13 protein-coding genes are annotated in these 15347 nt (G+C 68.4%); 4 read left to right on the forward strand and 9 right to left on the reverse strand.

What is annotated here, in order from left to right:
* Window positions 1-54: 54 nt before the first annotated feature.
* Window positions 55-729 (reverse strand): hypothetical protein, encoded by a 675-nt coding sequence (locus BKE09_RS10755; RefSeq protein ID WP_075675730.1) that lies wholly within the window; start codon window positions 727-729, stop codon window positions 55-57.
* A 40-nt stretch (window positions 730-769) separates the two neighbouring features.
* A complete protein-coding gene (locus tag BKE09_RS10760; RefSeq protein WP_075675731.1) occupies window positions 770-1288 on the reverse strand; it encodes a hypothetical protein in 519 nt (172 codons plus the stop codon).
* A 212-nt stretch (window positions 1289-1500) separates the two neighbouring features.
* On the opposite strand from BKE09_RS10760, the gene BKE09_RS10765 reads away from it, so the two are divergent.
* From BKE09_RS10765 to BKE09_RS10775, 3 genes are all read left to right on the forward strand, one after another.
* Window positions 1501-3990, forward strand: coding sequence for a DEAD/DEAH box helicase (locus tag BKE09_RS10765; RefSeq protein ID WP_075675732.1), 2490 nt, complete (start codon window positions 1501-1503; stop codon window positions 3988-3990).
* A complete protein-coding gene (locus tag BKE09_RS10770; protein ID WP_075675733.1) occupies window positions 3987-5006 on the forward strand; it encodes a ribonuclease H-like domain-containing protein in 1020 nt (339 codons plus the stop codon). The genes BKE09_RS10765 and BKE09_RS10770 overlap by 4 nt, the downstream gene beginning before the upstream one ends.
* Before the next feature lie 78 nt (window positions 5007-5084).
* A complete protein-coding gene (locus BKE09_RS10775) occupies window positions 5085-5399 on the forward strand; it encodes an I78 family peptidase inhibitor (protein WP_075675734.1) in 315 nt (104 codons plus the stop codon).
* Window positions 5400-5439: 40 nt separating this feature from the next.
* On the opposite strand, the gene BKE09_RS10780 is transcribed toward BKE09_RS10775, so the two are convergent.
* From BKE09_RS10780 to BKE09_RS10800, 5 genes are all read right to left on the reverse strand, one after another.
* Window positions 5440-7545: a M56 family metallopeptidase gene (locus BKE09_RS10780; RefSeq protein WP_075675735.1), complete on the reverse strand. Its 2106-nt coding sequence runs from the start codon at window positions 7543-7545 to the stop codon at window positions 5440-5442.
* Window positions 7546-7548: 3 nt separating this feature from the next.
* Complete coding sequence (locus BKE09_RS10785) at window positions 7549-7935, reverse strand: BlaI/MecI/CopY family transcriptional regulator (RefSeq protein WP_075675736.1); 387 nt, start codon at window positions 7933-7935, stop codon at window positions 7549-7551.
* 105 nt (window positions 7936-8040) lie between these two features.
* A complete protein-coding gene (locus BKE09_RS10790) occupies window positions 8041-10296 on the reverse strand; it encodes a TonB-dependent receptor (RefSeq protein WP_075675737.1) in 2256 nt (751 codons plus the stop codon).
* A gap of 17 nt (window positions 10297-10313) precedes the next feature.
* Window positions 10314-11534: an MFS transporter gene (locus tag BKE09_RS10795; RefSeq protein ID WP_075675738.1), complete on the reverse strand. Its 1221-nt coding sequence runs from the start codon at window positions 11532-11534 to the stop codon at window positions 10314-10316.
* Entirely contained in the window at window positions 11524-11916 is a 393-nt protein-coding gene (locus tag BKE09_RS10800; protein ID WP_240502898.1) for a hypothetical protein, read from the reverse strand. The genes BKE09_RS10795 and BKE09_RS10800 overlap by 11 nt, the downstream gene beginning before the upstream one ends.
* A 129-nt stretch (window positions 11917-12045) precedes the next feature.
* Here BKE09_RS10800 and BKE09_RS10805 point away from each other — a divergent pair, with 129 nt between their 5' ends.
* The gene (locus BKE09_RS10805) at window positions 12046-12993 is read left to right on the forward strand and encodes an AraC family transcriptional regulator (RefSeq protein WP_075675740.1); all 948 of its coding nucleotides are present in this window, start codon (window positions 12046-12048) and stop codon (window positions 12991-12993) included.
* A 49-nt stretch (window positions 12994-13042) separates the two neighbouring features.
* Here BKE09_RS10805 and BKE09_RS10810 read toward each other — a convergent pair whose 3' ends face one another.
* Both BKE09_RS10810 and BKE09_RS10815 read right to left on the reverse strand, forming a co-directional pair.
* Window positions 13043-13837 (reverse strand): hypothetical protein, encoded by a 795-nt coding sequence (locus tag BKE09_RS10810; RefSeq protein WP_240502899.1) that lies wholly within the window; start codon window positions 13835-13837, stop codon window positions 13043-13045.
* 21 nt (window positions 13838-13858) lie between these two features.
* Window positions 13859-15274 carry an XVIPCD domain-containing protein gene (locus BKE09_RS10815; RefSeq protein WP_075675742.1) on the reverse strand — a complete coding sequence of 472 codons (1416 nt, stop codon included), beginning with the start codon at window positions 15272-15274 and terminating at the stop codon, window positions 13859-13861.
* Between the last annotated feature and the right edge of the window lie 73 nt (window positions 15275-15347).

The raw sequence follows: 15347 nt of genomic DNA on the forward strand, positions 1-15347 counted from the left end.
GATCGCACACAGCATCCACGCGTGGCGTGGATCCACTGCCCCCTCATGCGTCCTTCAACGTTTCCCCGCGCGCCGGTACGCGCCATTGAAGCGCACGTTCATGCCACCGCATTCGCTGTTGTCGGCCACGATCAGCACGTCGCCCAGCGAGTGCACGCGAACCCGGCACGTGTCCTCGACAAACTCGACATCAGCACCACGCGGTGTCGCGCGCGCTTCCACCTGGCCCATGTTCGGGCCATACGGGCGCTGTTTCGGCGTGGGGTTGGCAGAGGGCCAGTACGCGTCGCCGTCCACCAGCAATTGCCCGTCACGCACAGTGATGCGCAGGCCGTTGTCGCCATCCTTCCAGTCGCCCGCCCAGTCCTGCAGCGTTGGCACGGCCACCGGCAACGGCTGCAGCTTGCTGCGGTCGACCCAGCCGGCGCTGCCGCCCACCTTGTTCGGGAAGAACGCGCAGCGGTAACGACCCAGATCGCGACCGGTCACCACCGTATCGCCGTTGACCACATAGCTGCGCTGGCGGCAGGCCGGTTCGCCCTTGGCAGGGCAGCCGTCCATGTCGCCGAGCAGATACAGGCGCGGCGCATCGACCACGCGTGCCAGCGCGAACTGACTCTGTTCGGAGGGGAACGCGCCATTGCGGCAGGCGCCATCACCGGCAATGCCGGCAGCGAAGGCGGACGCGGGCAGCAATGCAGCCAGCAGGCAGAACGAACGCAGGAACATGGCAGCGCCACCGGTTGAGGAAACGGCAGGATATACCGGCCTACTTCACCGGCGGTGCCTCACCGGCATCCTGCTCCTGGGAGAACCGCAGCGCACGCTGCCGCTGTTCGGCACTGAGCTCCGGCGGTGGCCGTGCAATGGCGGACTGGATCTGGTCGGGGCCGCCGGTGAGCTTGTTCAACCCCCGGCCCGCCGCCAACACGCCCTTGACCACGCCCATCATGATGTAGCCGCCGCCCAAACTGACCTGCTCCGGTGACGGCGGCTCGCTCCAGTCGCGGCTGAAACGGTTGTCGCCGAACTTCACCGGGTTCTTGAAGCGGTACAGGTCCAGCGGTTCGTCATCGGGCTTGAGCGCACGCACTTCGCCGAGGGTGGTGACGTTGTCCTGCGGCAAGGTGGTGGAGACCGGTGCGGTGGTTGCAGCCGGCGCATCTGCAGGGGGAGCGGGCGCAGGATCGGGCGCCGCTGTCGGCGTGGCCTGCTGTGCCTGCGCGATGCCCGCCAGCAGCATGCTGGCCAGGAGTGCTCCCTGCGTTCCACGTCGTGCCACAGCCATCCACCCTGTTGGTTGCGTCCAGCGCTCAAGGATACGGATGCCGGCTTCAGATTTCGTTGCTGCACCGGCAGCTGTTCAGCCAAGGGAGATGCGGCGACGCCACGGGACGCGAGCACTGAACGGTTCACGCCTTCCGCGTGCGGTGTCTCACATCCTGAGACGTGAGTGTGGTGCCATGTGACCCCTCGCAATCCGTCCCGGCTCCCTCTTCCATGGCCTACGAACTCGCCAAGCGCACCGCCGACGCCGAGCAGAAGCTCGCCACCCGCGATGGCCTGCCCGCCCGCGACGGCGCCCTGCTCAGCGCGCGCCTGCAGCGCCGCTACCAGGACCGCATCACCGGCAGCTTCGCCATTCCCGGCCGCGACGGCCGCTACGCCGCCATTCCCGACACGGTGCCACCGGCACTGGCCGCGGCACTGAAGGCACGTGGCATCGAACAGCTCTACAGCCACCAGGCCGAGGCCTGGGAGGCCAGCCAGCGCGGCGAGCACGTGGCCATCGTCACCCCCACCGCCAGCGGCAAGTCGCTGTGCTACACCCTGCCGGTGGTCAGCGCGGCGATGCAGGACAAGGCCAAGGCGCTGTACCTGTTCCCGACCAAGGCGCTGGCCCAGGACCAGGTGGCCGAGCTGCTGGAACTCAACCGTGCCGGCGACCTGGGCGTAAAGGCCTTCACCTTCGACGGCGACACTCCCGGCGATGCGCGGCAGGCGATCCGCCTGCATGGCGACATCGTGGTGTCCAACCCGGACATGCTGCACCAGGCGATCCTGCCGCATCACACCAAGTGGGCGCAGTTCTTCGAGAACCTGCGCTACATCGTCATCGACGAGGTACACACCTACCGCGGCGTGTTCGGCAGCCACGTCACCAACGTGCTGCGCCGGCTCAAGCGCATCTGCGCGTTCTACGGCGTGCAACCGCAGTTCATCCTGTGCTCGGCCACCATCGGCAACCCGCAGGCGCATGCCGAGGCGCTGATCGAGGCACCGGTCACTGCCATCACCGAATCCGGCGCGCCCAGCGGCCCCAAGCAGGTGCTGTTGTGGAACCCTCCGGTGATCAATCCCGACCTGGGTCTGCGCGCCTCGGCACGCTCGCAGAGCAACCGCATCGCGCGCATCGCGATCAAATCCGGGCTGAAGACCCTGGTGTTCGCGCAGACCCGCTTGATGGTGGAAGTGCTGACCAAGTACTTGAAGGACATCTTCGACCACGACCCGCGCAAGCCACCGCGCATCCGCGCCTACCGCGGCGGTTACCTGCCCACCGAGCGCCGCGAGACCGAGCGTGCGATGCGCGCGGGCAACATCGACGGCATCGTCAGCACTTCGGCGCTGGAACTGGGCGTGGATATCGGCAGCCTGGACGTGGTCATCCTCAACGGTTATCCGGGCAGCGTGGCCGCCACCTGGCAGCGCTTCGGCCGCGCCGGCCGCCGCCAGCAACCGGCGCTGGGAGTGATGGTGGCCAGCTCGCAACCGCTGGACCAGTACGTGGTGCGCCATCCGGACTTCTTCGCCGAGGCCTCGCCCGAGCACGCGCGCATCGCGCCGGACCAGCCGTTGATCCTGTTCGACCATATCCGTTGCGCGGCGTTCGAGCTGCCGTTCCGGGTCGGCGATGGCTTCGGCCCGATCGATCCGGAGGTGTTCCTGGAAGCACTGGCCGAGACCGAGGTGATCCACCGCGAAGGCGAACGCTGGGAATGGATTGCCGACAGCTATCCGGCCAACGCGGTCAGCCTGCGTGCGGTGGCCGATGGCAACTTCGTGGTGGTCGACCGCAGCGATGGCCGCCAGCAGATCATCGCCGAAGTCGACTATTCCGCAGCTGCGCTCACCCTGTACGAAGGCGCCATCCACATGGTGCAGTCCACGCCCTACCAGGTGGAGACGCTGGACTGGGACGGCCGCAAGGCCTACGTCACCCGCACCCATGTGGATTACTACACCGACAGCATCGACTTCACCAAGCTCAAGGTGCTGGACCGTTTCGACGGTGGCTTGGCCGGCCGTGGCGATTCGCACCATGGCGAAGTGCACGTGGTGCGGCGCGTGGCCGGCTACAAGAAGATCCGCTACTACACCCACGAGAACATCGGCTATGGGCCGGTGAACCTGCCCGACCAGGAACTGCATACCACTGCGGTGTGGTGGCAGCTGCCGCAGGCGCTGTTGCTGCGCGCGTTCGCCAGCAGGCAGGATGCGCTCGATGGTTTCCTCGGCGCGGCGTATGCGCTGCACATCGTCGCCACCGTGGCGGTGATGGCCGATGCGCGCGACCTGCAGAAGTCGGTCGGCAACGGCGATGGTGCCTGGTTCGCGATTGCCGACCAGAGCGGCCGTGGCCAGCTGCGCGGCAGCAATGGCGACCCGGGCACGGTGGAACTGCTGCAGGAATTCGTGCCGACCGTCTATCTGTACGACAACTTCCCCGGCGGCGTTGGCCTCAGCGAGCCGCTGTGGCAGCGCCAGGCCGAACTGGTGCAGCGCGCGCGCGAACTGGTGCAGCGCTGCGACTGCAAGGCCGGTTGCCCGGCCTGTGTCGGCCCGGTGCTGGCCGCACAGGAAGAGGATGAGACCTCGCCGCGTGCGCTGGCGCTGCGCGTGCTGGACCTGTTCGATGCCGAGGCCTGCCAGCACGTACCCGACGTGGTGGTGACCGCGCGCGACCCGATGGAGCTGCTGGCCCCGTGAGCCTGAGCCTGGACAAGCTGCGCCTGCTGCGGAAGCAGGCCGGCGACCCGAAAGCAGTCACGCCGGTGGCGCCCGAGCCGCCGCCAGCGACGGCCCCGGTAGCCGCCAACGATGCACAGCAACCACCGGCCGAACGTTCGGTGTTCGCCTGGGTCGAACAGGAGATCCGCCACAAGCCGACCGGCGCTGCGGCGCCTATGACGGCCGCCGCACCGTTGCGTCGACCGGAAGTGGGCAGCCTGCATCGCCTGCTCGGCCTGCGCTCGCGCGGCGGTGCCACGCCGGCGCGTGCCAGCGCGCAGGATCGACAGCTGCCCGGCGAGGAGATCGCGCCGGGACTGTTCCTGATCGAATCACTGCAACCGCAGCCGATCCCGACCGCGCCGCTGTCGCTGGCCTTCGCCAAGCGCGAAGACCAGCACGTGGCTGCGCGCGATCTGCTGTTCTTCGATACCGAAACCACCGGCCTGGCCGGTGGCACCGGCACGCGTGCCTTCATGATCGGCGCGGCCGACTGGCACGTGTGCCCGCAGCGTGGCGAAGGCTTGCGCATCCGCCAGTTGCTGATGGCCACGATGGCCGCCGAGGACGCCATGCTGGCCACCTTCGCCCGCTGGCTGCAGCCGTCCACCGTGTTCTGCAGCTACAACGGCCGCAGCTACGATGCGCCCCTACTGAAGGCGCGCTACCGGCTGGCCCGGCAGCCGGACCCGATCACCGCGCTGGATCATGTCGACCTGCTCTACCCCACGCGCCGTCGCTATCGCGGCAGCTGGGAGAACTGCAAGCTGTCCACCATCGAACGCCAGCTGCTGCGCGTGGTGCGCGAGGACGACCTGCCCGGCTCGGAAGCACCCGGTGCATGGCTGCGCTTCCTGCGCGGCGGCGATGCGGTGAACCTGCGCCGGGTAGCCGATCACAACCACCAGGACGTGGTGACCCTGGCCCTGCTGCTGCAACGGCTGGTGCATGAGGAACAGCGCGAGCGCGAGACGCTGGCGCTGGTCGGGCGGTAATGGCGCAGGGCCGCGTTGACATGCCCTGACGGTGGCAGCGGTGACACTGCCGCCACCATCCACGCCTGGAGCCCGACGATGCGCCTCACTCCGCTTGCCCTGCTCGCCATCCTGCCGCTGGCCGCCTGCAGCCACGCCGGCAGCAGCACCACCCACGATGCCGCGCCGGCGCCCGTGGCCGACGCCGCGCACGAATGCAAACCAGAGGCACTCGAGGCCTTCACCGGCAAGACCGCCGACGAAGCCACGATCAAGAAGCTGGTGGCCGACAGCGGCGCGCGCAACGCACGGGTGGTCAAGCCGGGCATGGCGGTCACCATGGACTTCCGCCAGGACCGCGTGACCGTGCAGGTGGACACTCAGAACCGGATCGAACGCGCCAGCTGCGGTTGATCGACCCAGGGGAGTGCCGGCCGCTGGCCGGCACTACCGATCAGAGTCGTTCGGCCTTGCCGCTGGCCAGTGCGCGCGCGATCACCTGCTGCGCCTGCTGCGATGCCTGGGCATGCACGCGTGCCTGGCGCTCGCCCAACGCGGCCTGCTGGCTGCCCAGCGCCGCCTGGCGGCTGGCCAGTTCAGACTGCTGGCTGGCCAGGCGCTGCATGTCGCGGCTGCGACTGGACTGCGCGGCGTCGGCACGGGCTTCCTGCATCGCACGACGTGCCTCGGCAGCGGCCTCACGGGCGCCGGCCATATCGTTGGTCACGCCACGCGCCACCTTCGCCGCGTCCGCTGCGGCGGTGGCGGCCTCACGTGCCGCCTCACGCACACCGGCTACGTCTACGGTCAGGCCACGCACCGACTTCACCGCTTCCGCAGCAGCAGCCGCATCGTGGGCCGCGCCGCGCGCCGCCTTCGCCGCTTCCGCCGCCGCTTCGCGGTTGATGTCATGCGCGGCCATCGCGCTGCGCGCAGCCTCGGTGGCGGCCAGTGCGATGCGACGCGCGTCCTCGCCCTGCAGGCGGCCCATCTCGCCCATCTGCCTGCCGAGTTCGCCCTGCTGGCGACCCAGCACACTCTGCTTGCGGCCCAGTTCGCTCTGCTGGCGGCCCAGATCCACCGCGCCGCTGTAGGCACGCTGCAGGGTCTGGATCATCATCGGGTCACGCACCACGTAGCGCTTGTCACCCTGGCGGAACCACAACGCCGGGCCCTTGCCGAGCTGCCGGCGGGCCACCGTCACGTCGTCCATGCCACCGTTGGCGAAGGTCGAATCGCCATCGACCAGCACGAAGGCCTCCCGGGGCGAGCTGCCCAGATCCAGGCGGCCGTAGGTGGTGATGGAGGTGGTGTGGGAAGTCGTACCGTCATGATCCTCATCCATGCCGGAAGCATCGTCGACGTAGGCCACGTCGACATCGTCAGGACCGGACGGTTCTTCGGCATCGGCCGGCTCGGCAGGCGCTGCAGGCGCGACCGGCACCGCCGGAACGCGCGCGGACGACGGAGGTGCCGGCGGAGCCTTCGGCGGCGGCGGCACAACAGCCTTCGGCGCCGCAGGAGGCGCGGGCGGGGCCGGCGGCACCGGCGCAGCGACCAGCCGCATCGGCGCCACGCCCACCACCACCACCACCGCGGTCAACGCCATCGCCAGGATGCGCGGGCAGGAACGGCGCGACTGCAGCGAGAGCAGGCGACGCTTGAGGCTGGTGGTATCCGGTGCGGCACTGGCCACGCCCAGGTGCGGCTGCGGTGCCACGCCCAGCTGCAGCAACAGACGGCCATAGGCCTGACGGCTGGCACCGTGCTGGCCAACCACCGCTGCGTCCACTGCTTCTTCACGGGCCTGTGCGTATTCACGCACCGACAAGCGCAGCAGCGGGTGGAAGAAGAACAGGTGCTGGGCCAGTGCAGGCAGCAGGCCCCATTGCAGGTCGCGCCGCTGCAGGTGCTGCAGTTCGTGGGTCAGGGCCAGGTCCAGCGCGTCGCCCTGCAGGGCGTTGTCGCCGGCCGGCAGCAGCAGCACCGGGCGGAACGGACCGACCAGCTGCGGTGCGTCCACCTGCGTGCTCATCCACAACCGCGGCGCAGGACGCACGCCGTGCGCATCGGAGGCCAGCTGCAGGGCCTGCACCAGCGCCTCGTCCTCACAGGGATAGGCCGCTGCCAGCAGCGCGCGGCAGCGACGCCACTCACCGAAGGTACGCAGGGCCATCAGCAGCACGCCGGACGCCCACAGCGCGGCCAGTGCAACGGCCCACCACGCCACCGCCGGTACGTCCGGCGCCGGCATCGGCATTGCGGCCAGCAGTTGTGCCGAAGCTTCCGGAGCCAGCGGGTAAACCATATCGGCGGCCACATCGGTCGCGGTCATCGCCACCGCCTGCGGGGCCGGCAGCCAGGCCAGCTGCAGCGGCTGGCTCCAGAACAGGCCGAGCACGGCCTGCAGCGACACCAGCCACCACAGGCGGCAGCGGGTCGCCGCCGACAACGATGGCAGCGCGCGGCACACGCCATACACCAGGGCCACCAGCAGCACGGTCTGCAGGCTGGTCCAGCCCAGGCGTTCCAACATCGGGATCAGCATCGTGGTGTCCATGGCTCAGCCCTCGTGGCGGCGCGATTGGAGTTGGGCGACCAGCGCTTCCAGCTCGGCCAGTTCGTTGTCGCTGACCTGCTGGCGCTTCGACAGGTAGGCCACGAACGGCGACACCGAGCCCTGCAGGGTGTTGTCGACGAACTGCGCCACCGCGCCCTGCAGAACGCTCTCCGGGCCACGGGTGGCCTGGTAGCGGTAGACGCCGTCCTGCTGCTGGCGCTGAAGATACCCCTTCGCCCGCAGCCGCTCCATCATCGTCAGCACGGTGGAGCGGGCCAGGCCGCGGGCCTCGCCGTAGCCGCTGGCAACCTCGCCGACGCTGGCCGGCGCATGCTCATCGATGTACTGCAGCAGGGCCAGTTCCTGGTCCCCGATCGTCTTGCCACGCATGACACCACTCCCTTGACTACACGTGTCGCCACTGTCTGCGTGACGACAACTGTAGTCAACCCCCCGAAAGTCATGGGCCGACGAACGGTAGGGGGGCGTGCCCCCTCAGTACTCCACCCGGTACCCGATCGAGAAGGTCCGCCCTGCCGCCGGCAGGCTGGACATCTTTCCGTAGGTCGCCTCGGCCTGCTGGCCGTAGACCGTGCGGTAGTCACGATCGGCCAGGTTGTAGATGCCGACGCTGAAGCGGCCACCTGCCAGCGGCAGCTCGCCGATCAGGTCGAACACTGCGTAGCCGTGGATCTTCGCCGCCGGCGTGGCGCGGATGCTGGGACTGATCGCCGCAGCCGGTGCATCGCGCCAGGCGCGATCGGTCCCGCCGACGACCTGCCCCTGCAATCGCAGCAGGCTGTCGTTTGCAAAGCGCCACTGCCCATGCACACCCGCCTTCAAGGGTGAAACGCGGAACGCATTGAGCTCACGCCAGCGTCCGGCAGCATCGCGGTACTGACCACGGGTGCTGGCAAGGCTGGCACCCAGCTCCAGCGGTGCGGTCGGCGTGTAACGCAGGTTGGCCTCCACGCCCCACACCCGCTCGTCGGTGTCGGCCACCGACACGCTGTAGTCGCGGTTGAACTGCACGGTCTTGTCCGAGCGGTTGTAGAACGCGGTCACTGCGCTCTGCAGCGAGGCATCGCTGCGGCGCCAACCCAGCTCGTAGCTGTCGACCTTGATCGGGCCGATGTTGCGGCTGTCGATGACGAAGCTTGCCGGTACGTCGCGCAGCATGCGCTGGGTGTCGGGCAGGCTGAAGCCCTGCGAGACGTTGGCGAACAGCTGTTGCGATGCATCCAACCGGTACACCACGCCGGCATTGAACAGCGTCTGCGAGTGGCGCACGCGGCCGCCCTGCAGCAGCCGCGGTTGATACCCGGCAACGGCATCGGCGGTGATCGCTTCGGTATAGGGAAGCGAGTCTTCTACGCGGTTACGCAGGATCTGGTGGCGCACGCCGGCCTGCACGCTGAAGCGCTCACCCAGCGAATGATCGGCCTGCAGGAACAGGCCGGTGGTATCCACGCGCACGTCCGGTCCCATCGCGTACTGCGCGGTGGGCTGGTAATCGAGACCATTGCTGGCGATGAAGCGGTTGATGTCATACATCTGCCCGCGCTGGCGATCCTGCTCGCGTTCGTGGTCCACGCCATACGACAGCTGCAGGCTGCGGCCACCGACCTGGAAATCCTTGTGCAGCGCGCTGCGCAGGCCCCAGACATCAATGTCGGTGTTGGACTGCATCGCCACATAGGCGAAGCCGCCGCGCAGGGCGGGGTGCACCAGGGTCGACACCGACGGGAACCAGCGCCCCTGCTCGTTGCGGTAATAGGCTTCCACGCTCAGTTCCTGACCACCCGGCAGGTCGCGGTTGCGGTACTGCACATTCACTCCCTGGTGCCGGGTCCGCGGCTGCGCCTCCAGCTGCAGGCCGGGCAGCGCCTGGTGGCTGGGCGTGAATGCAGGGTTGAACAGCGCGGCCAGGCGCGGGCCATAGTCGGGGCCCTGATCACTGTCCTGCTGATCGTCGAACCAGCGTACGCCCACGCTCAACCGCTGGCTGTCCGTCGGGGTCCAGTCCAAGCGCGCATTGAGTTCGCGGGTCTCGGTGTCCTGCCGATCGGTCTGCGCGATCTCCGGGCCGATGCGGCGGCCATGCGCATCCAGCGATGCGCCCTGCCGGCCATAGGCGAAGCCGAACGCGCCACTGAACTGATCGCCGCGCACGGTCATGGTCTGCGCTGCGTTCCAGGCCAGCGTGTCACTGGACAGATGCGAGGGACTGCGCAGGCCGAACTGGCTGGCCAGCTGCACCGGCTGTTCGGCGGGCTGCAGGGTGATGATGTTGATGATGCCGCCACTGGCACCGGCGCCATACAGCGCGGTGGCGCCGGAGATCACCTCGATGCGCTCGATCATGGTCGGCGAGATGCTGTTGAGCTGGCGCGACCCATCGCGTGCGCCGGTCAACGGCACGCCATCGATCATCACCTGCACGCTGCGGCCACGCATGGTCATTCCGTAGTTGCTGGTGGTACCACTGGCCGGCGCCAGCGACGGTACCAGCTGGCCGAGGATGTCGGCGGTGCTGCGCCCGGCGGTGATCTGCTGGGCAATCTGTTCGTGCTCGATGGCATAGACGGTGCCAGCGATCTCGGCCACGCTGCGTGCGCCTCGCACGGCGGTGACACTTACCGCATCCAGTTGCCGGGTGCCGGCCGTAGCAGACGCATTCTGCGCCGCCAGCTGGCCACTGATGGCCATCGCCAGCACAGCCAGCGGAAGGGTTGCTGCGGTATGCCACATGGTGTCCTCGTTGCGTATCAGGGGGAGTTCGTAGGTGCTGCGAAGTGGCGCATCAGCGGCTCGCATAACAGCAGTCCAAGCGCCGAAACCGTGGCCAGCGCGATGTAGTAGGTGGGGTAGCCCATGCCCTTGGCGAGGAAGCCGGACAACGCGCCGCCGATGAAATTGACCAGCAGCTCGAAGCACACCAGCAGGGTGAAGTCGGTGCCGGCCTGGGCACGCGAGCTGACCCGCATGAACAAGGCATACAGGCTGGTCATCGCCACATAGCGCAGCGCCAGCAGGGCGATCACCAACATGCCCAGGCCGAACCGCGAGGTCGCAAGCGCTCCGCTGTACAGCATCAATGCCAGCAGCACGTACAGCGCCGTGCGCCACCAGCCGGCATGCATCAACAGCTGCTCGGCCCGGTGCTGCTTGAGCAGCCAGGCTGCGCCCACCGCTGCCAGCATGCCGGTGCCAGCGCCGCCCACCGAGATCAGCAACCCGATCTCGGTCAGGCTGAACTGCTGGTCGACCAGCAGCGGGTTGATCATCGCCATTGCCGGCGCTTCCACCAGCCGGTACAGCACGATCAGCAGCAGTGCCCAGCGTAGTTCGCGGCGGCGCAGCGCGCGCAGGATGCTCGGCCGCGGCGCGTCGGGCCTGGCCGGCGTTTCGTTGATCTGCTGCACTGCCAGCAGGGTCAGTGCGCTCATCGCGGCCAGGCTCAGCAGGGCCACGCTCCAGCCGCGGGTTTCATACAGCCACAGCACACCGGCGCCACCGATCATGCTGCCCAGGGCCACACCCACGCTCTGCGCCATGCTGCCCAACCGGTGCTCGGCCGGCGCCAGTGCCTCCACGGTGTAGCCGTCGATGGCGATGTCCTGGGTAGCGGCAATGCTCGAGATCCACATGCCGACCAGCACAAACACGACCAGGCCATGATCCAGGCCGGTGAACGCCAGCACCAGGATGCCGGCCAGCAGCAACAGTTGCGTCAACCACAGCCAGCTGCGGCGGCGGCCGAGGGCAGGCAGGTGCCAGCGGTCCACCAGCGGTGCCCACAGGAACTTCAGCGCCCAGGGCAGGTACAGCAGCGACAACATGCCGATCCAGCGCAGATCCACGCCCTGGCTGCGCAGGATGGCCGGCACCGCCACGTTGTAGAAGTACAGGGGCAACGCATGCGCCATGTACAGCGCAACAATCACCCCCAGGCCGAATGGCGAAGCGGCGGCGCGCTCAGTGCGCATCGGCCTGCCCCAGGTGCTCGCCGATCCAGCGCATGCCGGCGCCAGCATCGGCGGTGACGAAGTAAGGCACGGCCCAGGCGGCATGCAGCGCCGGGGTGTCGAGCCGCTGCTGCTCGGCGGCATCGCTGGCGATGCGTACCAGGCCCCGGCAGTACTGCCGGAAGGCAGCCTTGTACTGCTTGTACCAGACTGCCTGCAGGGCGCGGTAATCGTCGCAGAAGGTGGCACCGGGCGCGGTACGGGCAATGAAGTAGAAAGGACGGTGGGCCTCGATCAGCGCCTGCACGCGGTCCAGCCAGTACCGGATCTGGTCCGCATCCACCGCGCCATGGAAGACGGCACGCAACACCACCGCCTCGTTGATCACCAGACCCATTGCCATCGACCTTCTTGCTGAACAGGGAAAAGGGGCAGCGACCCACCCCGCAAATGAGAATAATTTGCAATACGATTGCAAGTTTAGGCGCGACGAAAGAAAATTTAGGCACGACAGCATTCGTGGGTGCCTTGCATGCAGGTCTATTCCTGCGCCGAACTGATGAGCGCCGCCCACGCGCTGGGCGGCCGGGTCGACTTTGAATCGGGCCTCCCCGATGCGCTCCCAGTGCTGGCCGGCTGGCAGCAGGTGCAGTCGATGGACAGCGGGCTGGTGCTTTATCTCAGCCGCAGCCAGGACATGGTCGGCGGCCGCAGCCAGAACTGCCTGCCTGCGGGCCTCACCGCCAGTTTCCTGCTGCAAGGACAGGCCGAAGTGGTCATCGCCAACCAGCGCCTGCAGATGGACAGCCGCCGGGCCGGGAGCCCGGCGATGCTGGTCCACCTTCGCGAGGAGGAAGCGTTCCAGCGCCATTGGCAGGCGGGTCGTGAGGAAACCAAGGTCAGCCTGCACCTCAGCCAGGACTGGCTGTCGCGCCAGCTCGACGGCATTGCCTCAACCGGTCTCAGCCGCCTGCGGCTGAGCCACGCGCGCAACCAGGCGTGGCAACCGCCTGCGCCGCTGCTGCGGCGAGCCGCGGCGTTGTTCGGGACGGAAACGGCGGAGCCGCCTCTGCTGGCCAGCCTGCAGCGCGAGAGTTTCGCGCTGGAGGTCGCGGCCAGCGTGGTTCGATCCGTGGTCGCCGAACGCGACGCGCCTGCCCCCAGCGCGCATCTGCGGCGTTGCGTGGACCAGTTGCAGCAATGGCTGCAGAGCGGCGAGGCCGATGGCCTGACCATCAACCAGATGGCGCGCAGGCTGGGTACCAACGCCGTCGACCTGCAAAGCACCTTCCAGCAGCTGCACGGCAGCAGCATCGCCGCCTGGCTGCGTGCACTGCGCCTGCAACGGGCACACGATGCGCTGCTGCAGCGGCGGGTGTCAGTGGACGTGGCGGCCAGCCTTGCCGGGTACGCCCATACCAGCAGCTTCAGTGCCGCGTTCAAGCGGCAGTTCGGAAGATCTCCTTCCCGGATCCGCTAGGCGCAGCAGGCACGCAGGATCCGATTCAACAGCCCCTGCGCTGCCCCTCTCAACGCCCGATCACGAACGGGTCGCCCTTGCACGGCAGCAACGGGCTGTCGTCGCAGGGCCACAGCGCGGCAGGTACGGTCCTGGCCACCTCGAAATGGTCCTCGTTCCAGCGCAGGAAGCCTGCATGAACCGCATTGCCATGGTCGAAGCTGCGCGCATCGGCGGCCAGTGGCTGTTCGGGATCGGCCTCGGCCGCCCAACGCAGCACCGGCACCTTGTCCAGCTGCCCGATGAAGGCGAACAAATCGCCCGCGCCCTTGCTCTGATAGGCCGCCATCGCCGCCGCGTCGGGCAGCTCGGCCTGCGCCAGCAACGACGCGGTGACATCCTGCAGCGGTGCTGCTCCCTGTGCGATGTAGGCGCGCATGCCCGCGGTGGTTGCCGGGCAGTCCTGCAGCTGCACCAGATACCCGGTGGTACCGCCACTGCCGGAGAACGACCGCATCCAGTAGCGGAAACGCGGCCCGCTGCTGTCGGTGACCATGACGTCCTGCTGGCCACCCTGTGCGGGAATGGAAAGCACCTGCACGTTGCTGGTGCCCTCCACGTTGCACTTCAACTGCGCCAGCACCTGCCTGGCCGGTTCCGGTAGTGCTTCGTAGCGGCCGCCGGGGTGGGCGCTGCCGGAGGCTACCGGCAGTGCGGGCAATCCGCGATCAGTGGGCAGGGTCTGCGCAGGCAAGGCCTCCGGTTTCGCCGCCGGGCTGGCGGCGGGCGCTACCGGCGCGGCGCGCTCTCCAGCGGGCGCACAGGCGCTGCAGGCCAGCAACAGCATCAACGAAACGCTCGGCATCAGGTGTGATCGGACCATCGCTCAACGCCCTCCCATCGCCGGCGCTTCCTGCGGTTGTGCAGGCGCGGGTATGGGTGCCGCCTGTTCGCGTGATTGCTGCTGCAGCTGGCGCAGGCTGGATTCCACCGCAGTCTCGCGCACCTCGGCCGCATTGACCCCTGCGCGCAGCGCCGCAGGATCGCCCGGGCTGCCCTGCACCAGGAACAGTGTCTCGCCCGCCGTACGTCCAGCACTGGGATTGCTGGCCACGATCTGGTCGACCCGGGTGATGCCCGCGGCCTTCGCTTCGCGCAGCATCACCAGACTGTAGTCCTCGGCATGCTCGGCGTAGCGTCCGCCCAGGGCCTGAAGGCGCGTGCTGATCTGCTGCTGCAGGGCATGATCGCGATGCTGCGGCTGACGCGGATCGTCGTTGGCCGCGAGCGGCACCTCCTGCCCCAGCTCGCGCGTCTGGCCGGGTGCAACCGAGGTCAGCACGTACTGCCAGCGGTTCTGCCCAGGCGTGCCGCGCACCGTCGACACGAAGTCGTCGTACTCGCCGCCGCCGATGGTCTGGCAGCCGGCCGAATCGGTGTTGGAGCGGCTGCCACGATGGATCTTGAAGGTGTCGTTGAGGTCCTGCACGCCCTGGGTATCGCGCGCATCGAACCAGCCGTCGCCATTGCTGTCGCGCTCCACCCGTCCGGCGCCCGCCGTGATCGCGTCCTGCGAAGGACGCAGCGCGAACTCATCAGGATGGCCATTGCGTGGATGGGTGGTTGCGCGCATCTCGGTGGTGCCTTCGCCCAGGCGCCCGAGGTCCTTGATCCGGTCGCCGTTGACGTCCTCACCCTCGGTCTTGGTGCGCGGCGCCACGTCGCCGAACCCCGGGCTGCGCGGCGTGGTCTTGGCATGACCGTCGTACTGGGCGGTCGGCTCGGTCGTGGCCTGGTTGAACTCGCGCACATGGCCATGGCCCTGCGCATCCTTCCACAGCACTACGATGCGATCGTCGTAGACGCCACGCCCACGTGCCTCGGTGGTGCGGTTCTCGTCGCGCAGTCCCAGCACCACGCGGTCCTGCGTTGCCATCGCGTCATTCGCAGCGGTGTTGCCGCGCTGGGCCACGATGCTGCCGTACACATCGTACTGCTGGGCCTGGCTCAGGCCTGCGGTCTCAGCCGCATCGGGCATCCGTGGTGGACGCGCCGCGTTGCCCAGACGGTCCAGCATCGGGTTCACCGTGGCCGCATCTGCTGCGGCAACACCTCCGCTGCGCCGCAACGCCTCAAGCTCGGTGGCCGCGCGCACCGACACGTAGCGGTCCAGCGCTTCCTGCACCACCGCGGTCTGGCCGCTGTGCAGGGCGTCCAGGCGGGCGGCAGCACCGCGCGCGTCGTTCTGCCGCAACAGGGCAGCGACTTCATCGGCCGCTGCATTGATATCCAGTTCGGGCATGGTCGGTCCTTGAACGTGATCGGCGTGGGGGTCCAGCCTACTCCAGCGCGCCTGCCGAGCCTTTGACACCTGC

Origin of the sequence: Stenotrophomonas sp. TD3 (genome assembly GCF_001939825.1) — a bacterium.
In the GTDB taxonomy this organism is placed as follows: Bacteria; Pseudomonadota; Gammaproteobacteria; order Xanthomonadales; family Xanthomonadaceae; genus Stenotrophomonas.